Source organism: Okeania sp. SIO3I5 (assembly GCF_010672085.1).
Lineage (GTDB): Bacteria > Cyanobacteriota > Cyanobacteriia > Cyanobacteriales > Microcoleaceae > Trichodesmium.
In genome coordinates, this window is sequence record NZ_JAAHHT010000063.1 from 1 (window position 1) to 24491 (window position 24491).

General features: G+C 37.0%; 16 protein-coding genes and 1 riboswitch. Of the genes, 8 read left to right on the forward strand and 8 right to left on the reverse strand.

Annotated features, from left to right (window positions below; all coding sequences use genetic code 11):
* Window positions 1–1159: 1159 nt before the first annotated feature.
* Entirely contained in the window at window positions 1160–3202 is a 2043-nt protein-coding gene (locus F6K40_RS16195; protein WP_293137552.1) for a DNA polymerase III subunit gamma/tau, read from the reverse strand.
* A gap of 949 nt (window positions 3203–4151) precedes the next feature.
* On the opposite strand from F6K40_RS16195, the gene F6K40_RS16200 reads away from it, so the two are divergent.
* From F6K40_RS16200 to ppc, 4 genes are all read left to right on the forward strand, one after another.
* A complete protein-coding gene (locus F6K40_RS16200) occupies window positions 4152–5015 on the forward strand; it encodes a hypothetical protein (RefSeq protein ID WP_293137554.1) in 864 nt (287 codons plus the stop codon).
* A gap of 848 nt (window positions 5016–5863) precedes the next feature.
* On the forward strand, window positions 5864–6094 hold the full coding sequence (locus F6K40_RS16205) for a hypothetical protein (RefSeq protein ID WP_293137556.1): 231 nt from the start codon (window positions 5864–5866) through the stop codon (window positions 6092–6094).
* 1509 nt (window positions 6095–7603) lie between these two features.
* The gene (locus F6K40_RS40880; RefSeq protein WP_365671686.1) at window positions 7604–7684 is read left to right on the forward strand and encodes a helix-turn-helix domain-containing protein; all 81 of its coding nucleotides are present in this window, start codon (window positions 7604–7606) and stop codon (window positions 7682–7684) included.
* A 270-nt stretch (window positions 7685–7954) separates the two neighbouring features.
* Window positions 7955–11050 (forward strand): phosphoenolpyruvate carboxylase, encoded by a 3096-nt coding sequence (gene ppc / locus F6K40_RS16210; protein ID WP_293137558.1) that lies wholly within the window; start codon window positions 7955–7957, stop codon window positions 11048–11050.
* A gap of 1303 nt (window positions 11051–12353) precedes the next feature.
* Here the strand turns inward: ppc and F6K40_RS16215 are convergent.
* Window positions 12354–13619: a hypothetical protein gene (locus F6K40_RS16215; RefSeq protein WP_293137560.1), complete on the reverse strand. Its 1266-nt coding sequence runs from the start codon at window positions 13617–13619 to the stop codon at window positions 12354–12356.
* A gap of 676 nt (window positions 13620–14295) precedes the next feature.
* Here F6K40_RS16215 and F6K40_RS16220 point away from each other — a divergent pair.
* The 3 genes from F6K40_RS16220 to F6K40_RS16230 are packed head-to-tail and all read left to right on the forward strand — an operon-like array spanning window position 14296 to window position 17653.
* On the forward strand, window positions 14296–15915 hold the full coding sequence (locus F6K40_RS16220; protein ID WP_293137562.1) for a sensor histidine kinase: 1620 nt from the start codon (window positions 14296–14298) through the stop codon (window positions 15913–15915).
* A 28-nt stretch (window positions 15916–15943) separates the two neighbouring features.
* On the forward strand, window positions 15944–16336 hold the full coding sequence (locus F6K40_RS16225) for a response regulator (RefSeq protein ID WP_293137564.1): 393 nt from the start codon (window positions 15944–15946) through the stop codon (window positions 16334–16336).
* A 3-nt stretch (window positions 16337–16339) separates the two neighbouring features.
* Complete coding sequence (locus tag F6K40_RS16230; protein WP_293137565.1) at window positions 16340–17653, forward strand: diguanylate cyclase domain-containing protein; 1314 nt, start codon at window positions 16340–16342, stop codon at window positions 17651–17653.
* Window positions 17654–18052: 399 nt separating this feature from the next.
* Here F6K40_RS16230 and F6K40_RS16235 read toward each other — a convergent pair whose 3' ends face one another.
* From F6K40_RS16235 to F6K40_RS16260, 6 genes are all read right to left on the reverse strand, one after another.
* Window positions 18053–19558 carry an iron uptake porin gene (locus F6K40_RS16235; RefSeq protein WP_293137567.1) on the reverse strand — a complete coding sequence of 502 codons (1506 nt, stop codon included), beginning with the start codon at window positions 19556–19558 and terminating at the stop codon, window positions 18053–18055.
* A gap of 1170 nt (window positions 19559–20728) precedes the next feature.
* Window positions 20729–20875, reverse strand: a riboswitch (cobalamin riboswitch).
* A gap of 215 nt (window positions 20876–21090) precedes the next feature.
* Window positions 21091–21825 carry a hypothetical protein gene (locus F6K40_RS16240; protein WP_293137569.1) on the reverse strand — a complete coding sequence of 245 codons (735 nt, stop codon included), beginning with the start codon at window positions 21823–21825 and terminating at the stop codon, window positions 21091–21093.
* Between the two features lie 87 nt (window positions 21826–21912).
* Window positions 21913–22518, reverse strand: a complete 606-nt coding sequence (locus tag F6K40_RS16245; RefSeq protein WP_293137571.1) for a hypothetical protein — start codon at window positions 22516–22518, stop codon at window positions 21913–21915.
* A 271-nt stretch (window positions 22519–22789) separates the two neighbouring features.
* A complete protein-coding gene (locus F6K40_RS16250; protein ID WP_293137573.1) occupies window positions 22790–22948 on the reverse strand; it encodes a hypothetical protein in 159 nt (52 codons plus the stop codon).
* Window positions 22949–22963: 15 nt separating this feature from the next.
* Window positions 22964–23383: a type II toxin-antitoxin system VapC family toxin gene (locus F6K40_RS16255; RefSeq protein WP_293137575.1), complete on the reverse strand. Its 420-nt coding sequence runs from the start codon at window positions 23381–23383 to the stop codon at window positions 22964–22966.
* Window positions 23380–23730, reverse strand: a complete 351-nt coding sequence (locus F6K40_RS16260; protein WP_293137577.1) for a hypothetical protein — start codon at window positions 23728–23730, stop codon at window positions 23380–23382. Before F6K40_RS16260 ends, F6K40_RS16255 begins: the two co-directional genes overlap by 4 nt.
* Window positions 23731–23838: 108 nt before the next feature.
* Here F6K40_RS16260 and F6K40_RS16265 point away from each other — a divergent pair, with 108 nt between their 5' ends.
* Complete coding sequence (locus F6K40_RS16265) at window positions 23839–24399, forward strand: Uma2 family endonuclease (RefSeq protein WP_293137579.1); 561 nt, start codon at window positions 23839–23841, stop codon at window positions 24397–24399.
* Window positions 24400–24491: the final 92 nt, after the last annotated feature.

The following is a 24491-nucleotide window of genomic DNA, read 5'->3' on the forward strand; positions in this document are numbered from 1 at the left end:
ATGAATAAACCACAATGATACTGACTCTTCACTCCTAACTCTTGACTCCTGACTCCTAACTCCTAACTCCTGACTCCTGACTCCTGACTCCTGACTCCTAACAATGAATTTAGTGGTCTACTCAACTGAAAAGCGCTGTAAGTGTTCCCTCCTCCCTCCTCCCTCCTCCCTGTTCCCTGTTCTCTGTTCCCTGTTCCCTACCTTTGCTATACAATACCGATGCTACCGGACATGATATTATATCAAATCCGCTTAATTCGGTATAAAAAAATTTTCATCTTCATCAAGCGAGCAAATGTTTCTAAATTCTCTTCCCTCCTGACTCCTGACTCCTGACTCCTGACTCTTAGATTAACTATCTAATTACACCGATGCTACCGGATTTGATATTATACAGCGGTTTTCATTTCAGTAAACCACAGTAGGGACGTTCCATGGAACGTCCCTACTAGGTTTGAAATGTGAATATGTGGTTCATCAATCCGAAAAGCGCTGTAAATAAAATTTCAGCTCTGAGAGTAGGGAAAAGATATTACACTTCTACTTTTCTCCTGACTCCTTTCTCCAGCAATTCTGAGGACCTACGGACGTTGCTTGAACATTACAGCGGTTTTCATATCAATAAACCACAATGATATGATCAATCCACCGCATCATCTTCAGTAAGCAAGAGCGATATTTGATTGAATTTGGACTTTTATACTAACTCCGTGCCTCCGTACGGACGTTTTGCTGACGCTTTCGCTCCGCTAACGCGGAGCGACATGGAATAGTAGCATTCCGTAAGGAAAACGCATTAATGCTCAAGCAACGTCCCTAACTCCGTGCCTCCTGACTCCTGACTCCTAACAATGAGTTTAGTGGTCTACTCAACTGAAAAGCGCTGTAATGCGTTACATGTCGCGCAGCGTTAGCGGAGCGAAAGCGTCAGCAATACGTCCCTACCTCCTGACTCCTTGATAATTATTTATAAGTATTCAACCGAACATGATATTACAGCAATTTCGGAGGCGCGTGAGGTACAAAATTTCATTTAGTAATTTTTGCAGTTCAAGCATCCTGCTTGTTAAAGATAAGAAGTCTGAACTGCAAAGATAGAGATCAATCTTCAACTGTACCTCACCATCCTCATGCATTGCTGTAATCTATGAGAATTAGGTTAAAAATCCACATCATCATTAAACTCAAACTCTTCATTTTCTTCTGGTTCATCTATACCAACATTACTATTTTTAGACTCAAAAATTTGAGAATAAATAGATATGTCTGAAGACTCAGACATTACAGGTAAATTACTTTTATCTGCTGATTTAATTGATTCTATATCTACTATTTTTCCCTGAAAAAAATCAACTATACGACGAGTAGCGATCGCCACAGTCTGTCTTTCTTTTTCAGGATATTTTTTATGTTCCACCACATCATTCAATTCTGATTTAGACAGAGAAACTTTTGAGATAATTTTGTTTTCTATCTGGGAATTTATCGTATTAGATGATGGGGGAATTTCTGGTTCATCTTCTGCAACTTCATTATCAGAATTAGAAGCTTCTTGTTGTTTCTCATTATTTGTTGTTTTGCTTTCTCTTTGACTATTATTGGGATAAATATTTTCACTAATACCCCTATTTTTTTGATTAAGATTTGCTACTTCTACTTTAACTTTTACCGAAACATTAAAAACCTTCTTAAATGCAGCTTCAATATCAGTAACTTTAGACATTACCATTTTCTGCCATTTATCAGAACTAACACTAATACGCGCTACTTGATTGTTAAACTCTAATAATGTAACTTTTGGCTGGGGTTGACGTAGTAGAGATTGGCTACTTAGTTTAATTTCAGCAAGTACCTGTTGCCAAATTCCCTCTAAATTATCTTCTTCAGGATTAATATTAACCGCTTTAGAACTAACTAAACTTTCCTCATTTTTTGATGCAGTAGGAATTTCCTTTGCCTCAGATATTTTTGGTTCTGGAGGTAGAGAAACAGGTGGATTTGATTTTGCTTCAGGTGAAGTTTTTGGAGTAGTTTTAACCGGAATATTTTGACTTGTTTCTCTAGTTATTTGTTGTTGAGGTAAATGCTCAACTATTACTCTTGAAGTTGCCAATGCAGAAGGCAATAATCCCAATAAAGTTACCTCCAACCATAAACGAGGTTGAGTAGTATTTTTAATTTGTACTTCCGATGTTTGTAAATGCTTTTGACCAGCTAAGATAGTGCTAATTTCCCACTTTTTAGAAAATTTACAAAGCTGTTCCCAAGTAGGTTTCGTCAACGCCACCAAATTTCCACTTGTCGGTGCTGTTTTCGCTATCAACAAATCTCTATAAAACGCTGCCAAATTTTGCAACACAATAATAGGTTCCCTACCCCGATCCATAATTTGACGAGTACATTCCAATACCTGAGTCGAATTATCCGAGGCGATCGCTTCTAGCAGTACCATTAAATCTCGTTCCGGCACCGCACCCACCAGATCCCAAACTCGTTCAACTGTAATTTCTCCTGCCAACAAACTCAACTGATCTAGTAAACTCTCTGCATCTCGCAACCCACCCTGAGCAATTTGAGCTACCATCTGTATTGCTTCAGTCGTAATATCAATTTTTTCGGTGGTAGCAATATGATGTAAATGTTGCACCATTGCTTCCAGAGGAATTCTGCGAAAGTCAAAACGTTGGCAACGAGAAATAATAGTTGCTAACACCCTCTGGGGGTCTGTGGTTGCTAGGATAAATACCACTCGCTCTGGTGGTTCCTCCAAAGTTTTGAGCAGAGCATTGAAAGCGGACACAGACAACATATGGACTTCATCTATCACGTATACTTTATAGCGACACTGCACCGGTGCAAATTGGGATCTTTCAATTAATTCCCTAATGTTATCTACACCAGTATTACTGGCAGCATCAATTTCTATTACGTCCAGAGTTGACCCTTTTGTAATTCCTATACAAACATCACAACTGCCACAGGGACTCGATGTCGGGTGGTCATGGTCAAGACAGTTGAGAGATTTGGCAAAAATCCTGGCACTAGAGGTTTTGCCTGTACCTCTAGGTCCTGTAAATAGATATGCTGGGGCGATCCGTTGAGTATGGATGGCATTAGTCAGAGTTTGGGCGATCGCGTCTTGACCCACTAAGTTTGCGAAGGTCTGAGGACGATATTTATGATGGAGAGGTTCGTAGGCCACAATTAGGAATAGGAATTATTTCCGATATTTAGTTATACTCAAGTCATAATAAATACAACTTTACTAGATTTTATTCAGTATAAATACTTTTATATTTCTTGGGAAGTTTGACAATTTGTATATTTTATTTAACTTATATTAAGCAGTATATATAGCGCTACGAAACAGGGAACACTTAACTGGTAACAGCAGACTTTTAAAGGCTTTTTCTGATAGGGAAATGCTCCGCAAACAGGATTTAGAAATGTCCTAACCTGAATGCGTAGTCCTATATATAAATTATTAAAATAGTAACTTAAAAATTGAAAATATCTTAGGTAATTTTTTACGATCAAATCAAATAAATGCAGGTCTAGTTTATAGCGCTTTTATCCATTATCCATTCATCCATTAATGAAAGGCCATCAAGTCAACTTATCTGAAAAGTGTATATTATACCTATAGCTATGGTTATTTTCAACAACCTATAATTTTTAGGCCAATCAATAGCCTCAACTACTTATATCATGCCCGCCTAAATACTTATACTCTGGTGGAAGGAAGGCAGAGGGCATCCCCCCTACCCCTGTTTGAAAGCTATCCCTGATTAGGAACTCCTGAAAACCTTGTGGGGAGAATGGGGAGGTGTGGTCCCTGTGGGGAGTAAGAATCTTCAAAAAAACGTATTTTTCAATACACTTTTATGATGAAAAAGCCTCTCAAACAACTAATACATAACTTCTCACTTTTGTAAAGTTTTATGTTAAGAAAGATGTTTATAAAGCATAGCTTTGAAAGGGGGGAGAAGGCAGAAGCTTTTCTTCCAATTGAAACTGAATTTTTAACACAAATAATGCTACTGGACATGATATTACAAGTATAACTATCGGAAGTTTATACTGAAAACATTAACTCCCGGATTTTCGCCTTAAATTCCTGTAGATTTATTGTCAAATTTTCTGTAGATCCTATGTTAACACCAATTATTTTTGTGGAACCAAAATTAGCCCAAGCCTCTCCAGCACCAGAACCAAATTTGCCAAAAGGAGAATATATCTGGATGGGTACATCTGGATTACTGTTAGTATTGCTAATTATTTTGGGTATATTTCACCAAGTAAAAATCAAACAATTTGATAAGAAACTTAGTGTAGAAGAATTTAGAAATAAAGACCTCCAGCAAAAGTATAAATTAGCTGTAGCAACCATATCTAAAATGGAAAAAAATCCTGACCTAATCCATTCTCGGGAATTTAACTTAGATTACTTAAGAATGCGGATGGAAGAGGAAGTTTTTCACTTTGCTATTGTCAACCAAATTAAGGTAAAAGTCAAACAACAAATTAGTGTGGCACTGCGCCCTACTCAAGTAGCAGCAGGAGAAAAAGGAAATCCAAGTGGGCGAAAAATTGATTCAATGTTTGAAGTAGAATATGAGACTGGAGAAGCAGGTAAAGATATTAAAAAAAGAGTATTATTTCGGGTATCAATCAAACTAACAAAATTACCAACTCAGGCAACTTCTCAAACCATTAATCAAATCATTGATTGTTTAGAAACCTACCTTAGTCCTAGTGATGACCATGATAATTGGACTCCTACTATTCAAGGTCGAATTGTACATATTGATTGGGATCAAAAGGCTAAACCTGTACCAACGTTGGTACTAGAACAATCTCATGATGGGGTTCTATTTCGTCCTCAAAAAAGACCTACTGCGAAAAGTGCTACACCACCACCACCAAAAGCATCTGCTGGTAAAAAAAATATTACTAAAGGGGCAACAAAACAAACCACAAAAGGCAAAACTAAAAGTACACAAGTTCAGAAATAATTAAAATAGGAATCATCAAACTCGATCTAGAAATCCTATTGAATTGCCAGATATTTTGTGGATGTTTGAAAATTTATTTAAAGATGTTTTTTTTCAGAAACTAAAATCATTCTACTCACAAATATTTACTTCTTCTCGATGTAGTAATATTAACTTCCTTGCTAGTCTTCAATTTTTTGGGGTTAATTGATTCGATTGTTTTTAAATTTGCCTGAGATAATAGACAGTTATTTTCCATTTAAACTATTCAGTTGGTAACATCTAAAATAGGAGAATCGTGAGTGATAAGTAATAGCGAACTCCACTCTTTGTCTTTCCTCGCTTGGGTATTCAATAATTAACAATTAACAATTAATAATTAATAATTATTAATTATTAAAAATAAGAGGATTGGTTAAAAGGATTTTTTTCCTTTTTTTTCCTAGAAAGGAGAGGCTTTAAACCTTGATTTTTCGGTAATCTAGTATTTCTTCTAATCCTACTACCTTTAAATTTCCTCAGTTTGACTTAACTCTACAATCCTTTCTACTAATAACTAACTACTAACTATTGACTACTGATACCGTTTTATGAAAGTCAAAAGTCATAAATCATAAATTGAGATTTTCTAGGCTCAAAACTTTGACGCCCTAAGTAATTTCAGGAAATTATTTCACTTATGGGATTTTCAATATTTCTGCAATCTTTATTAATTGACAAATATTATTTTGGCACTCTTGGCAAAAATTCATGTTATCATAAATCTTAATCAACCTAATTTTTCTATGATATAGGTTTTACCTAATAATCCCTGAATTTGTGTAGGTCTTGTACAGCAGTATGTCACCAACTAAGTAAAATAATTATTTATGCAATATTTTAGAGAAAATTCGTCTGAAAATCCGACAATTATCACCCCCAGTTGGAAAATTTCTGCCAATCTGGTTCTTAGTTGGGCCACTGGTCCAGTTTTACTGAGTTTGTTGGGTAATAAAGCCATGAATGAGTTATTATCAGAAATTGGCCTGTATAGTGAGGAAATATTCCGTGGCGATCGCTTACCAATGCTTAATTTTCCCCAAAATCCATCAGACTTGTAATTTTATTTAATCTTAATTTTGTGAGAAGACCCGCACCATAAACTTTGGGTTTTCCTTTTCGTTTGGCCCAAGGCTAAAAACAGAAGCCGAAATCCTACCGAATAATTAAGGTTTAAAGCCTCTCATAAGCAAGGAGAAACAAGAAATTTTTTTCTTTTTCAATCAATCCTCTTCTTTTTGAAAAGAGGTAATTATTAATTATTAATTATTAATTATTAATTATTAATTGTTGAATTATAGCTTTAAGCATTCAGCTATCAGCTAGTCTCAGTATAGAGATTTAAATGCCAGTATAAACTTGACAGGTACGGTCGGGCAAGACCCGTGGATGCCAGTGCAGGTATTGCTGCCGACAGTTACGGAGGAAACAAGGGACTAAGCATAGTTAGTCCGTAAACGTTACAGCGCTTTTCAGATTGATGACCTCACGTTATATTCAAAACCCTGTAGGGGCGATTTCGTTCCGAATGCTGTCGCTTTCCGCGTAATTAGGAGCATGACAAACGGAAATCGCCCCTACAGTAGTCTACCCAAATGAAAACAGGTGTAAAATGTCACTCCGACATGAAGTTTTATATCAAATCCGGTAGCATTGGTGTAAAAAGAGTGTGGTCTGGGTGGTCCGGGTGGGAAAGTTATAGAAAGATTTAGTAATGCTTGAAGATGGAACATTTTTTTCTACCGAACCCGAGCGGATTTGATATTATATCGGTTTTATGAAGCAGGAAGCTCACCTCTAAAGTCTAAGCACAAGTGGGATAAGTTTGGATAAGTTCAGTAAAACGGAATATAGAAATCTATCCTTGGTTATGCTACCTATTGATTTTGGCAATACCTAAAACGAATTCAAATCAGTCCACGTGGGCAGAGATCGCCGACATACGGTATTGGAAGGATGTCAATAATTCACTAAATTTTTTTGCTGTAAAGGTAAAGCCACAATAATTATTGTCTTAAATTATACAGAAGGAACAGCAAAGAATTATAATATATCGAAAAAATTAAGAAATCCTATAAATAAATCCCCTAGCGAAATATAGTGCTATGTGATATAAAGTGGGGAATACGTTGCGGTCTATCAATTTATTTAAGGACTTTTTGTTTCTGGCACTTTGTATCTGTTAGTAAAGAATAGCTCAAATATTATGAAAACATTAAGAAAATTACTATAGAACTGGTGGAGTAATGTGGTTTAAAAGTGTTTTCACAGGGTAACCTCTAATGTGGGGTGTTGGAAGATCGACATTTGACTATACTATAAAATTAATTAGTGTATAGCTGGAATTTTCTTAAGGTGATGTTATAAACTTTTGACCATTGTTAAGATCAAACTACTCTTATTCTTGTTCAAGAGAAATTTGAGACAGTATTTATAAAGTAAAGACTAACTAATCTTTCTCCTATGCTTTACCCTGTTTATTTCTCTTCTTTCACAGGGGCTACTAACTGTTGGCTAGAATCTATGAGAATCTATGAGAATCTATGAGAATCTCTAAATTTATAATATTTATGTTACTTGGATTCAAAACTGAACTACATCCAAATAAGGAGCAAAAAACAATACTTGCTAAACACGCGGGTAATGAATAATGGATAATTACCTCTGGTTAAAACCGCAACGGAATTGAAGATCAGGAAATCTTTTTAATGGATTATGAAAACTATCTCTCATTATCAATTATCCATTCTCCATTGTAAAAGAGAGGCAATAAAGCCGAATTGATTAATTATCAATTATCCATTATCCATTAGTAAAGGCTATTTTCAGACATTGGTACTATTAAATCCAATCCAATGAAGATAACAGTATCAAACAATACATTTATTTTTGATGTTAGTAATTAAGGAGAAACTGTCAATATGAGTTCACTACTACAATCAGAAGAAATAACCCTAGAAGCAGGGTTCAAAAATGCCAAAATGACAGCTTCCGATCTGTTTCTGCAGAATCGAATTAAAATAGTTGAAAATTTGTGGGAGTCAGTTCTCAGACAAGAATGTGGCCAAGAATTGGTGGATATACTCCAGAAGATGCGCTCGGTTAATTCCCCAGAAGGACAAGCTCCTAACTTTCTAGGTTCAGAAATTGAAAAACTGATTGAAAAACTAGAACTCAAAGATGCAATTCGGGCAGCTCGAGCTTTTGCTCTATATTTTCAGCTCATCAATATTGTAGAACAACATTATGAACAAAGAACTCAACAACTAGCTTACTCTCACAACAATAGTTCAGGAAAACTAATCTTTAAAGATGATGTAGTTAAGGATGGTGATAGCTGTTCCCTGCGGGTTGGCAGTATACCAGTTTGGAACGATAACAGAACTAAACCTGAAGGAGAGGGTACATTCCATTATTTATTTCCCCTACTACAGACTCTCAATGTACCATCGCAATTAATTCAACGATTAATTGATAACTTAGACATCCGTTTGGTGTTTACAGCGCACCCTACAGAAATTGTCCGACGAACAATTAGAACAAAACAACGACGCATTGCCAAAATTCTCCAAGAACTCGATCGGGTAGATGAAAGTTTTTCTGAACTACAAGTAAATGGAGAAGAAGAAAATAGTTTGGTTTCATCTTGGGAAACAGAATCTCTCAAAGAACAGTTAACAGAAGAAATTCTGTTGTGGTGGCGTACAGATGAACTACATCAATTTAAACCTAGTGTATTAGATGAAGTAGAAACTACTCTTCATTATTTTAATGAAGTTCTATTTGATGCTACTCCCCAACTACATCGTAGGTTTAAGCAAGCTTTACATAATTCTTTCCCTTATCTGAGGGCACCGAGTTACAATTTCTGTAAGTTTGGTTCTTGGGTAGGAGCTGATCGTGATGGAAATCCTTTTTGTACGCCAGCGGTGACTTGGCAAACTGCCTGTTACCAACGTCAGATAGTATTGGATAAGTATATTAATGCTATCGATCGCCTGAGAGAACTTTTGAGTTTATCTCTACATTGGAGTGATGTTTTACCAGAATTGTTAGATTCTCTAGACCGCGATCATATACAAATGTCAGAAGTATACGATCAATGGGCAATTCGCTATCGCCAAGAACCTTATCGCTTGAAGTTATCTTATGTGAAAAAGCGTTTAGAAAATACTCGCGCTCGCAACGAACGTTTATATAATGGTGATGAAATTCAAAGAGCAAAAGAAGTTCTCTCTGAAGGTAGAGAAACAACAGGTATTTATCAGTCTAGTGCTGATTTTCTGGCTGAATTGCAACTAATTCAGCGTAACCTCCAAGAAACTGATTTAAGTTGTAGTGACTTAGAAAATCTGATCTCTCAGGTAGAAATTTTTGGTTTTAATTTAGCGCGACTGGATATCCGTCAGGAATCTTCTGTCCATGAAGCGACGATCCAGGAGATTACCGAATATTTACAAGTTCTACCTAAACCTTATATAGAAATGTCGGAAGCAGAGCGGACTGAGTGGTTGTCAACAGAGTTGACTACTCGTCGCCCATTAATTCCCACAGAGTTACCTTTTTCTGAGAGAACTTGCGAAATCATTAAAACTTTCCGAATGCTGCGACAACTGCAGGTAGAGTTTGGACAAGAAATTTGCCAAACCTATATTATTAGTATGAGTCGGGATGTTAGCGATTTATTAGAAGTGTTGTTATTAGCTAAAGAGGCAGGACTTTACGATCCGGCAACTGGTATAAGTAGCACTCAGGTAGTTCCTTTGTTTGAGACAGTGGAAGACTTGAGAAATGCTCCTCGGGTAATGCACAATTTATTTGAGTTGTCTCTGTATCGCGCTGCACTTGCTGGTGGATATGATAAATTGCTAAAAGAGTCAAACCCTGAGTTTAAGTCTGAGTTAGAAACTCCTTATTTGCAAGAGGTGATGTTGGGTTACTCTGATAGTAATAAGGATTCTGGGTTCCTGAGTAGTAACTGGGAAATTCATAAAGCTCAAAAAGCTTTACATAAGATCGGCATGGAGTATGACATTGCCTTGCGGATATTTCATGGGCGCGGTGGTTCTGTCGGACGCGGTGGCGGCCCAGCTTATAAAGCGATTTTAGCTCAACCTGGAAAGAGTATTAGTGGGCGAATTAAGATTACTGAACAAGGAGAGGTTCTGGCGTCTAAATATTCTCTGCCTCAGTTAGCAATGTATAACTTGGAAAATGTTACTACTGCAGTGATTCAAGCTAGCTTGCTACATACAGGGTTTGATGAAATTGAAGCTTGGAATCAGATCATGGAGGAGTTGGCGGTGCGATCGCGGACTCATTACCGAAATCTGATTTATGAACAAGAGGATTTAGTAGAATTTTTCTATCAAGTGACTCCGGTGCAGGAAATTAGTCAACTACAAATTAGTTCTCGTCCTGCTCGGCGGAAAAATGATAAGAAGAAAACAATTTCTGGTTTACGGGCAATTCCTTGGGTGTTTAGCTGGACTCAAAGTCGCTTCCTTTTGCCTGCTTGGTATGGGGTGGGAACTGCTTTACAAGAGTTTGTGGAAAAAGAACCAGAAGAACACCTGAAACTTTTGCAATATTTTTATCTGAAGTGGCCGTTTTTCACTACTGTGATTTCTAAGGTGGAAATGACTTTAGCTAAGGTAGATTTGGAAATTGCTCATTATTATGTGCGCGAGTTATCCAAACCAGAAGATCGGGAACGGTTTGAGCAGTTATTTGAGCAAATTGCTAGTGAGTATCGCCTGACACGGAATTTAGTGCTACAAATTTCTGGTCATCAACGACCTTTGGATGGAGATCCAGATTTACAACGTTCTGTACAGTTGCGAAATGCGACTATTATTCCACTGGGGATGTTACAGGTTGCTTTATTGAAGCGCTTGCGTCAGCATGATCTGGGGACTCCTGGTGTAATTCATTCTCGTTATAGTAAAAGTGAGTTATTACGAGGTGCTTTGTTGACTCTTAATGGTATTGCTGCTGGTATGCGAAATACAGGTTGATCGGAAGTAGGAGTCAGGAGTCAGGAGTCAGGAGTCAGGAGGGAATAGGAGAACGAGGGAGGAGTCAGGAGTCAGTAATACTTTCCCCGGTTTCTGGTTTCTACAAAAACAACTTCTGAGTTCTAACTTCTAACTTCTGACTTCAGAGAAGCGGGGTTTGTGTGAGTAGATGTCAGTCTTGTCAGATACAGCAGATTCCACCTTGGTGAGATATACCCAGTGCGAGCAAGATGCTCGCACTGGGAATACTTATGGGAATACTTACAGCAATTTCGGAGTTAGTGATATTAAATCCGCTGGCTTCGGAGTGATATAATTCTACCATCAGTATTGGTTAAAACTCCTAGTTAGTGGAGGGTTTGGAGACCAAACCCCGGAGAGTCTTGAATTCTACCGATACTACCGGATTTGATATGAGGTACAAAATTTTGTTAAAGTAAGCTTGTTAATAGTTTTGGTAACACAACCTTCCAGGTTGTTATAGCCTGGAAGCCTGAACTGCAAATCTTGTTACAGGCTGGAAGTCTGAACTGCCAACTGTACCTCACTATCCTCATGCATTGCTGTAATTGTTAAGATGTGTACTTCATATACTTGGAATCTGCTGTATCTAATAGACATCTCCGATAATCAAAAATAAAATCAATTATCGTATATAAATGGCTTTGTTGTAATAGCCATAGAACATCCGTTACGCTTTTCGGTTGTCCCCGACATGAAGGGTGAACCTAGTGGCAGCTATATCACCCTCTTTCTATTATTCTATTGGCCAATAGTTAAATCGCTAAAAGCCTTTACAGGTATAAGTTTCAGCCTTTTTTATCTAAGGTTGCTTGTTGCTTGATGCTTTATTCATTTATTGGCCAATAGTTAAATCGCTAAAAGCCTTTACAGATATAAGTTTCAGCCTTTTTTTTATCTAAGGTTGCTTGTTGCTTGATGTTTGATTTATTTATTGGACAATAGTTGTAGAAGTATGAAGTACATATGCTTGGATCTTGTGCGGTAGCTATATGTTTTCATACAGCAAAGCCTATATAAATCATCAATTCTTTTCTCTTGATCTCTACTCTTGTACGGACGTTGCTTGAGCATTAATACGTTTTTATATAGGGAACTCCGCTTTCCATGTCGCTCCGCGTTTTGCGAGGGCAAAGCTTTCCTGACGGAATGCTCCGCAAACGCTAACCGCTGTCGCGACATGAAAAACTTTTGCTCGCATCACCTAGGAAAGTTGTGCGTTAGCTAAACGTCCCTACTACTCCCTCTTCTCCAGAGATATCAAATACAAACCCGGTTTTTATTAGAAAACATCTTGAAACAAGAGTTCCACGTAGCCTGTCATTCCTTCAACATCTCTTACTAAAACTCTGAAAATTTCTGTTACTTCTGCTGCCATCCGAGCATCTATTTCTACTGCTTCTTTCTCAAAATCTCCTAACGCTTTTGCACCCCGCAAAGTCATAGCTATAGACTTAACTTCTCCCTGATATTCAAACTGAGTAAAACAAGTATAAGTAAGTTCTGTACGCTTACGACTGCTGCTATATCCAAAACCCATTTTAGATAAAATAACAGGAGATTTAATACTATTTTGAATCCCTAATTTTTCTAGAGCAACATCCACATAACGAGCAGTATCTTTACCAAGATTACGAATAAAAGGTTGCAAATTTTCCCAAGACATTCCTGGTAATTTTGCTGGTTCTGGTAAGTGATAATACCATCCTACCATTGACATAATTCTAGTTAAGTCGTAAGCAGTAACAGTATTTTCTCCAGTTTGGTCTTCTCGCTTTTTACTTTCTGATACAGCATTCAATAAAACTTGATTATTTTGTACAATTTCAGGAGACATAATAAATGGTTCTTCACCATATAAACCTTGAAATTCTGTATGATTATTACCTGTAATTTCCTTTAACCATGATTCTAAATGAACATAAGTTTGGAAGGATTTAAACATGGCACTCAAGGCATTAGAACTACCTACCTTTTTTGCATAAGTAATCACATCTTCTACAGCTTCATTAAAGTCTAAATTTTTTCCATCGCCTCGAATTTGACAGGTATTAATATCGCTATCAAGAGAACAAATAACATTTAAAATTGGAATGATTTTAGTAGAACTCCAATACTGACATTTATCCAGAGCATTTCTACCTAACCAACGAGATTTAAACTGTCCGTCAGCACTACCAGCTATGCAAATACAAGCTTCTTTAATGTCAGGATGAAGAAAACTAAGTGCTTCTTCATCAATGTCTGGAAGTTCGCCAACATCAGGAAAAGCTTTTCCTCCTGGTATGGTTAAACTAGGCAATATTTTTAAATATTCTGGATAATTTTCTACTTGGTTTTGATAGGGAGAATTATTAATGCCTTGATCTAGAATAGCTAGTTTATCACTATTAAAACCAGCTTCAGCTTTTAAGAAGTCATTGTAAACTTTTTCTCGGTTCATTGCTAGTAGTAAAGTAAAAACTTCTTTTTGACCAAAAATACCGCAAAAATCTCCCAACATATTGAAAATTTGATCGTTGATGTCTTCCATAATTTGATTTAGCACGCTTATTTGACTTTTCTTAGTAATAAGGTAAGCATTCAGCTATTAGCAGTCAGCTCTCAGCTAAAAAATGAATGAAGCAAGAATTCGTTTATCTTATACCACATTTTCAACCCATAAATTGAAGCACCAGAACAAAGATTTTTAGTTTTCAAACCATACAATTCAAACGGTTGAAAGTTGATAGCTGAAAGCTGAATGCTTACGTAATAAGTAGGTAGGTATAAATAAACCTAAATATGAAAAAAATATAAATCAGCAAAAACATTTATATTGTTTCCACTCCATTTAAGTTGCTTCAGACATAGTGAAATTTAATTACCCAAACTACTTATGCTTACTATAGCAATTATAAATTATTTGTGAAAAAAAAAACTGTAGGGATTTGGTCTCCAAATCCCATTTTTCCTTTGGTTTAGAGACCAAACCCTGACGATAAAATATTACATTCTATTTAGGATTGCTATATATGTAGTATTTTTCTAAAAATAATTCATTAGCTGATTTTTTTTTGTAATTTTATTTCAGTAAATATTTCTAGAAAACTTTTAAAATTATAACTTCTTTATCTAGTCAATCTAACGGAGATTCTAGCTGAAGTCTGACTCCTAGTTAATATCAAAATGTTATAATTGAAATAGGGTTGCTATATATAGACCATTTCACAAAACTTTAAACTATGCTCAATGTGAAACTGATTTCTCCTTTACCCCAGCTCAAATCTAAATTACCAGCAGGATTTATATTTGTCTCAGCAATGATAGTAGCGATCGCCAGTGCTGCTGTGATTTACCAACTCAATCAAATTACAGAAAAGAGTGGTGAAGCTAGACTACTCTTAACTCAATTAAAAGAGCAAGCTAGCCGACTTAATTCTCTGGAATGGGAGGCTATTTCTAAAGGTAAAATTGATGAAAATTTAACTGAAGAACTTGCGGAAAATAAAGAAACTACTGAAACGATTATTGAAGAAATTAGGCAACTTGAACAACAGGAAAATCTAGAGAATCTCTGGGATTTATATACCAGTTATCAAACTGTAATGAACAATTCTTTGGAGCTAGTTGCTCAGAAAAAAATTACAGAAGCCAAAGAGATGAGTACTTTTCAAATTGATGAAGTTTTCGATGAGCTATATGCTGAAATTGAAAGACTAGAAGAAAAGTATACCGAGGAGCATCAGCAAACTCGAAAACTTGCCGATATAGAAACAACCTTTGCTTTAATAATGGCTGCCTTTGTTATTGGTATTTTATCCTATAAATATAGTCAAAGATTATTGAATAAAAATGAGCAGTTAAAGGTTACCTTAATAGATCTCCAAAAAACACAGAATCAATTAATTCAACAAGAAAAAATGGCTGCTTTAGGACAACTAATTGCAGGTATAGCCCATGAAATTAATAATCCCCTCGGCGCAATTCAAGCCTCAGCAAACAATAGCGAGAAGGCTTTAAAAGAAGTTCTTGATGAAATCCCCAATTTACATCAACGTCTCAGTTGTCAAGCAGAAGAAAGCCTTTTTCAGCTAATCACTCAATCACTGGAAAACACACCCTCAATTGCCTCTCAGGAAACTCGCGCCCTCAAACGTAAAATTACTGCTCAACTTAAAGAACATGACATTGAAAATGCTCGATATATTGCCAACCTCTTAGCAGATATGGGAGTTCCCGAAACACCCGATCTGTGGCTGCCCCTAGTCAAAAGTCAACATGGAGAATGGGCGATCGAATTTGCCTACAACTTGACTTCCTCCTTTGCTAACAATCAGATTATCCTCCGCGCCGTTGAACGTTCCTCTAAGACAATTTTTGCCCTCAAAAGCTATGCTCGTTTTCAAGATAATGGCCAGAAGGAGTTGATAAAAGTAGTTAACGGGCTAGAAACTGTACTGGAAATCTATCACAATCAACTAAAACGGAATATTGATGTAATTCGAGATTATCAGGATGTTCCTGAAATATGGGGATATCCCGACGAACTGATTCAGGTTTGGACAAATCTAGTTCACAACGCAATTCAAGCTATGGAATCAGGAGGGACACTGACTATTACCACCTATCAAGAAGAAAATGGGATTCAAGTAAGTATAAAAGATACCGGGGCAGGTATTCCGTCAGAACAGCTACCCAAAATCTTTGATGCCTTTTTTACTACCAAGTCAGCAGGTGAGGGGAGTGGTTTGGGACTCCACATTTGCAAGAAAATTATTGACAAACACCAGGGAGCTATAAAGGTAGACAGCCAACCCGGAAATACTGTATTTTATATAGGGTTGCCTGTTGGCTCCCATTAAATTTTTAAAGTATTTACAAAGGTGAATTATGTCTGAGACAGCAATTATTTGTGTTGATGATGAAATGCCTATTCTGAAGGCTCTCAAAGAACAACTCCAGCGTAATTTTGGCAATAAATATATTTATGAGGTTGCCCAAAGTGCTGAAGAAGCTTGGGATGTGATTTATGAGTTAGAAGAGGAAGACGTGCAAATTCTGGCCATTGTTTCTGATTGGTTAATGCCTAATGTTAAAGGCGATGTATTTTTAGCTGAAGTTCATCAACGCTTTCCTAAAGTTGTTACCGTGATGCTAACTGGGCAAGCTGATGAGGAAGCTATTGAGCGTGCGAGAAAACAAGCCAACCTTTATGCCTGCATCTACAAACCCTGGTCAGAGGAACAATTACAGCAAATTATTAGTCAAGCTTTGAATCAGTAAAAGATGAAAGGAGCAATTATTTGTGTTGATGATGAATGGACAATTCTCACCACTTTAGGACAGCAACTCAAGCGCCATTTTGGCAAAGACTATGATATTGAGTTAGCTAGCAGTGGTGCAGAAGCACTTTGTCTTTGTGCAGAATTAACACAGGAAAGCTTAGAAATTCCTTTGGTGATTTCTGATCGCTGGATGGAGGGGATAAAAGGAGATGCTTTGTTGATTCAACTCCACAAGCTTTATCCCAGAACTCTAAAAATTATGCTGACTGGTAAAGCTGATGCTAATTCGGTTGGGAATGTTGTCAATGCTGCTGCTTTATACCGCTACATCCCTAAACCTTGGGATGAAACCGATCTGATACTCACGGTTTCTGAAGCTTTGCGAAGCTTTGCTCGAGAACAACAACTTGCTGAACAAAATGCGCTGCTCAAGGAAATTAATGCCAAGTTAGAAAGCTCTTTATCATTACTCTTAGCGACTCTGGAAGCAACAGCGGATGGCATTCTTGTCCTAGATAATTCGGGAAAATCGATCATTTTTAATCAAAAGTGTGCTGAAATTTGGCATCTACCTGCTTCAACTTCAAAAAGTGATAGTCAAAAGCTAGTTGATTTTATTTTAGCAGCTTTGATCGAAGCAGATGCTGCCAGCTTTAAAGCATTACTAATGCAACAGAATGCCCAACAACGAGATTTATTAAGATTAAAAAATGGTAGTATTATTGAGTATTATTCCCATCCTCAAAAATTATCAGGGGAAATTGTTGGTCAGGTCTTGACTTTTCGAGATGTTACCAGAGAAAAGCAAAAACAAGCGACTATTGAGTATCAAGCATTGCACGATCCTCTCACTAACCTGCCAAATAGAACTTTATTCGATCGCCAACTTTCCCAAGCTATTACCTATGCTGCTGAAAATTCCCAAATGATGGCGATAATGTTTCTTGATTTAGATCGGTTTAAGGAAGTTAATGATACATTAGGTCACTCAGTTGGGGACTTATTATTAAAGAGTGTAACTCAGCGTCTTGTTGCCTGTTTGAGAGAAGTTGATTTAATTGCCCGTTGGGGAGGAGATGAGTTTGGGATTATTTTACCAGAAATTCGCACTCAAGAAGATGTAATCGAGATTGCCCAGAGATTGATTAAAGCTATGCAGCTAGAATTTCTCTTAGAAGGTCATTGCCTCAATGTCACAGTTAGCATTGGAATTGCCTTATATCCTCAAGATGGTTTAGATGGTAGCACATTGCTTCGGAGTGCTGATACAGCATTGTACCAAGTAAAAAAATCTGGGCGCAACAATTATTTTTAAGAGTCATCAGGAGTCAGGAGTTATATAGAATCCGGGTAATTAGTTATCGTATTACTGAGGAGTAAGGAGTAAGGAGTAAGGAGTAAGGGACGTTGCATAAGGGCGTCCGTACGGAGTAAAAAAGGATTTGAATAGCACAAATTTTTAAATTCGTATTCATGCTTAACATTTGTAAGTTGAGGAAGTAATATCAAATCCGCGCTCGCAACGGAAGTGATATAATTCTACCATCAGTATTGGTTAAAACTCCTAGTTAGTGGAGGGTTTGGAGACCAAACCCCTACATTTTTTGAGTCTTGTACTTCCCAAACTCCCCACACCTCCCACACCTCCCACACCTCCCACACTTGCCAATCATAGATCCCAAATGGGTTCTATATTAGCGATCGCCGATTCTAGTTAAAACACAAACTGAGTCCGGAATGTACTAATCCAAATAGTATCATTAACATCATCGTGATTAGGATTAGTAATCACAAATAAACCAGGAGTCAAAGAGATATGATCATTAACTTGAAAACGATAAATTGCCTCTATATGTATAGATGTATCATCATCCTTCAAGGCATCATCATCACCCCCATCAGTAACAATGGGAGGCACACCAACCATCAGACCACCAAGATTTCCTTCTCTCAATAAGTCTGGGAAAGCAAAATACAACATTCCATTAATAATAGTAATATCGTCATCATCACCATTGCTAGTTTCAGGTCGTGCCCAGGTGGAACCAAACCAACCGCCAACTTCAAACTTTTCATTCACTCTCCAATTAGCTTGAAATCCAAGATTATCAGCAGTTGTCGCCAGACCATCAAAAGGATCTTGAGCTTTGAAACTACCAGTACCATTAGTAATATCAACCCCATCCTTAACCCAATACTTACGCACATAACCCAGGGTAAATGCCAAGCGATCGCTAGGTTCAATCACAACCTGACCTAATGCACTATAAGCACCATTAAATGCACCCGCACCCTCAGCAGGATTTGCCGGATCGTCTGCTAAATAAGCAACATTGACCTGAAACTTATCATTAAATGCGTAGCTAAAACTCAGACCTGCATTAGCTGGACCTCTGAAACTGGTAGGGTTGCGTCGTCCGAAGCGAGAGATAGTACCATCCCCTTCTTCTGCAAAAGGTGATAGTATTGTAGAAACGTCATCTAGGTCAACTCCAATCGGACCGATGAGAGCTTGAGCGCGTTCTCCAATGGGAAACTGATAGAACATCAGGTCAATACCAAAATCATCACTACCATCTCCTTCATCAATAGAGGCAAGAGTCATTAAGGTATTGGTGAGTTCTGGTTCGCTCAACTCGTTAAGATTATTAGCTTGTAGACGAGTAAAGAGCAAATCTTCTCCAGTAAAGCTAGTCTCAAACTCTAGTCTGACGCGATAAGAAAGGGTAGTCTCAGTTTTGTCATTGCCAGAAGATTCTCCACGCGCTGCTGCTCTTTCCCCGAAAGTATCATTTAACCAAAACAGAACTTCACCATTGAGTTTAGTGGTTGTGGAAAATTGATTGCTTTCTAGTTCGGCGGTGCGTGCTTCCAAAGAATCTACACGACCTCGCAATGCTGCTAGTTCGGCGGCAAATTCTTCTTGTAGTCGTTGCAATGTAGCTAAGTCTTCTCTAGTAGCTAGGTCTGTGGTTGCTGCTGCAATTAATTCTGTAATTCTGTCTAGGCAAGCATTTAAACCTGCTGCAAATTCAAAGCGAGTCATGGCACGGTTGCCTTTGTAGGTACCATCAGGATAACCTGCTATACAACCATAACGTTCGACTAATGACTGTAATGCTTGGAATGCCCAATCTGTAGGTTGCACGTCTGATAATTGGGAGACAGATGTTACTTGATCTATTGTCTCTTCTGCCTCTAGCTCAGATACACTAGGCATTACTAATGAGGCGTCATCCATTGGTAGGGGACGAAATGCCTGGGCGATTTGTATTGGGGGAGTGGCCAGGGCCGGATTGGCTATAAATAATGTGCTACTCAGAATACTGGGAGCATATTTGAAAATTTTATTAATATTTATTCTCATTAATTTTTGTATGAAACCTCTCAATTATTAAGGGCATACCCTCCAGTGATAAGGGTAAAAAGCATATATTATCTTGACCAATGACTTTGAGAAGCTTGGCAACAGATAATTTTTAATTAGATTTTTTATTATTAACTGTTTAATTTGATAATGTCAAGTTTAAAAAATTAATGGCCTCAAAATCAATATTTTCCGACTAAACGTAAAACATACTGGCGCAAAGTAAAATTGCGTCATTCAATATGGTTAATTTGGCTACTTTCCTTGCCAACTGCCCAGATTTAACTAAAAATGTAGGTTGGGTTGAACGACAGTGAAACCCAACAAAGCTTTATTGTTGGGTTTATCCTTCAGATAAGCTCCGCTAACGTGCCTCAACCCAACCTACGCCTAATGCACTATTTTAGGTGAAACAGTCCAGTAGGGTGCGTTATACGGCTTAAATTCAGACTATGAAAGGAATTCAGCAATCCGTCGCAGGGCACCATTGAATATGTGTCAGTCCAGTAGTATCCTCTACTGATTTAAGGATAAAAAGCAAATATTATCCAAATTTTCTGTTCCTATTACTGTTGTCATTTTATTTCTTTTGAAATTTATGCAAGACTTTCTATCGCAACTTCTTTGCTAATACCAAAGAAGTTGCGATCGCTATTAATCCCACCGTTAACTATCGCTCCTATTACTTGTTTTTAACAGTAGATTCCGAAGCACTTTTTGTACTTTTTGCTAACTTTCTAGCTGTTATTTTTTTCTTCATTATTGAATAAGGCAAAAGGGAAAATTGCATAGAGAAAATTAGCACCCCAAGCAATTTTAAGGGAGGTGATTATGGTGGGGTATTAAATCCACAAAAGATAAAGATAAATGCTAATTTACTTCTTTTTAATTAGTAGTTGTTTCCGAGAGTTTGGTTTAAATAAACTCTGTCTAAATATCTGTAGCGAAAGCTTTTGATTAAGGGGCATTCCCATTTTGTCAATACCATATTAGTCATCATCCGTACCTCGCAGATGTTAGATAAAGTTACTATTTTCCTCGGCGGGCATTCTGACTAAGAGATAATAAAGTATCTCATCACAGTTGCGGGACAGCGACGGATTTACACCGAACTTTCCCCCTTTCCTCTAACGGTTGGCGTCCATTAGAACCGATTCGTTAGAACATTAAAGCACAACTCCTAAATTAATGCAATACTTTTACAAAAATTTTTTTTGCTAACTAGATATTTTCACTCCAGACAAAAATATCCCTAGTATAATTATTATCTCCAACAAGCAAATTAGTCGCAAAAGAGTCAAAAGCGACAACTTCCCCGGAAGGTCAAATTGTATCGTTCAATATGATTCGTTTGCCTACTTTCCTTGGCAACTACTCAGTGATGCTTACTCAATAGGATGTAATTGTAGGTTTCTCCTTAACTGCATATATGGAGAAATCTCTGTAGGATCGAACATCCAGTAGTCAGGTAGAAACTTCCATCCCCTATCTTGTATTAATTTGCGTTTCTCATCCTCAGATAGCAGCATAAGTAGAATAGGATCGCCACAATCTAAATATTCAAACTGATATCCTGTTCCTAGAAGTGTTGGGTTGATATCACCAGCTAAAATGAACGGATCGTCTGGTGGGCCATTTGGGACAAAACTGCAATATACTGGAACAAAATTACAATACTTTAACTTAAATGAGATTTGTTCTTCACCTGATTCAACTATTTCATTCGGTATAAAATTTCCACGAGAAATTTTTGATAGTTCCTCCAGCAATTTAACAAAATCCTCAAATTTATATGGTGGCCAATCATCACCATAAAGATGATCTGTGTAACCACAAATGACTCGCTTGGTATCGAGTTCAAGGATCTGATAATCCTTCTCTTCATCGAATAATTTATTGTCTGTGCTTGGATCTATAGGTGCTTGATAATTAACTTCATCTAGACTTAATAAGCGATCGGGTGCTAAACTTGAGTAATAGTCTCGCTTTTCTGGGGAGGTTCTTCTGAGGAAGATTATTATTTCAATTAGTTCTTCGTCTGGAAGGTTGCAGTAATCCTCAAAAAAACCTAGATCGCATAAATATCTGGTGGTTTCAAGCACCCATTTTTTTGTGTACATAATGTCGCAATCTAAATTTTTAATACTGTAAGTAATTTTTCGTTAATTTCAGCAGAAGTTAATTGAGTTTCCATATTTTTTCTTCATTTAGTTTTCTCCAGTCATCCACACGAGACAACCTAAAATTCGATCTACTGGTGGCAAGGAATAGACATTAAGATCTATGGTAACAACTGATTCAACAAGCTTCATAAACTGCCACTGAATTCCATTACTTATACTACCATAAATTGTGGGGATAGAAGAATTTTGCATTTCATTAAACCGTTGAGCAGCAACCATCTCTGCCATACATTGACCTAACCCTGTTTTCAGCTCGGTTTTCTTCGCTTCTACTACCACAACTGCTGGCGCTTCAATTTCTATAATTTCTGTGGAGCGAGTTAGCAAAAAATCACAGTTTCCATTTAAACCTACTGACTCATCAACATTAAATTCTTCCCCTGAAAATAGACTAACTTTACGATCTAAGTGTCGTCTAACTTCTAAAAGCACTGGGTAAATAATACCTTCCGAACGTGCTTTTTCACTGCCAGATATAGCGACAATGGGTAAGCTTTCTTGAAGATAACCAGATAGGATAGGGGAAGGAGCGATCGCTTCAATTTCTGGCAAAAAGCGATCGCCTTCTACTACTGTTATATTAAAAGCAGTTTTAACGCTGCTCATGGTTTTGAACTGACTGTAAGACATAGAAGAACTTCCAGATAATCGATTTTATAGTAAGGCGTCTAGATTGATTTTGTAGGTAAATTTCATAAATTAAGACCTCTCCCCCCTGTCCCTCCCCCTCTCCTGCAAGGAGAGGGGGGACTATTCTCCCCCTTCCCTCCTCTTCCCCCCTTTGAAAGCTATGCTTTATAAACATCTTTCTCTTTTCATAAAACTTGACAACATAGACAAGTTATGTTTAAGTCTTGAATCGGCTTTTTCAGGAGAAAAGTGTATTGAAAAACACACTTTTTTATGAATGTAGACAGAATTCTTCCTCCCCCTCCTCCCCACCCTCCCCATCCTCCCCACCCTCCCACAAGGGTTTCAAGAGTTCCTGATCAGGGATAGCTTGTGATTGGGGGGTAAGGGGGGATAATTCTGGGGTTGGGGAGTTAGGTTTCTTACCCACAAAATTACTTTAATTTTACACTGAATTATTTAACTCTTGAATCAACAAATTAGGAGGAAGAATTCGGGGATTAACAACCGGAAAATCTTGGGTATTTCTAGTAACAATAGCATCTAATTGATTAATCACTGCGGTACTGTATTGAATAGCATCTTCAAAATCTGGAAAGTTTGTATTTAGAGCCAGATCTATTGCCACATTATTAACTGTTGCTATTTCACAAAATGTTCTGATTCGCCTCAAAAAATCAAGAGTTAAATCTCGCCCTTTTTGTTTACGAATAATGTAATAAAGATCGCTAAAACTTGAGGCCGAAATATAGCCTTCAATTTGTTTTTGGTAAACAAATGATATAACTTGGATAGTTTCGGGATAAAATGACTGTCGCTCTAGGGAAACATCTACAATTATATTGGTGTCTATGATAGTTTTCACAAGTTATGTTTCTCCTTTAAATATTCCCATTTAGCTTGGTCAATATCAAAATTTTCGGGAGCAGGTTGAGTTAATTCTAACCATTCTTTTAAAATAGGAATGTTGCATTCAACTTTTCTTTGAGGTTGGGTTATTGGTGGAGCAATTGCGAATAATTCTGTGAGAGATTTTACTGCTGGTAAATGTTTTTCTTTTGGGGTTTGTGGTTGTGTTTCAGTAATATTCTCTGGTGCTGCAACGGGTTGCAAAACAATTACTTCTACTTCTCCTGGTGGCATATTAATAGGTTGCTTAATAACTAAATTGCCTGAGTTATCAATTTTAGCTTTTAGTTTGTATGCTTGCATATTTATTGACTTTTTCGGAACATAATATTAAACCTAATTATATAATACACTATTTTTGTTATAATGAGAAAATAATTCATAAAAATATATCTCTAAATGAGGTGCAAAATGTCTGTAGAATTAGAAAGGCGACAATTTACGGTGAAAGAATATCATCAAATGGCTGAATCAGGTATTCTTACAGAGAATGACAGAGTAGAATTAATAGCAGGAGAAATTGTTAAAATGTCACCTATTGGTTTGCGTCATGCTGCTTGTGTTAATCGCATTGCAAAATTATTTTTTCGGCATTTTCTTGAGAGGGCAATTATTCACGTTCAAAATCCAATACGGTTAAATAATCAGAATGAATTACAACCAGATTTATCTTTATTACAAGAGCGTGATGATTTTTATGAAGGTAAATATCCTCAACCAGAAGATATATTCTTATTGGTAGAAGTGGCAGATTCATCTATTAAGTATGACCGAGAAACTAAGATACCTTTGTATGCTAAAAATGGAATTTCTGAGGTTTGGTTGATAGATATTAATCAACAATTAGTAGAAGTTTATCGACAACCTAAAGGGAAGAATTATCAGAATGTACAGCAGTTTTTTCGGGGGGATAATTTAACTATTGAAGCTTTTGATGATATTAATTTAACTGTCGCTCAAATTTTAGGATAAGTAAGGAGTTACTCAGTATCCGTGTATCTGTGCCAAAATCCGTGTCTTGCTTACTTGTCGATCAAATTTGAGAATAACTATTGTAGGTTGGG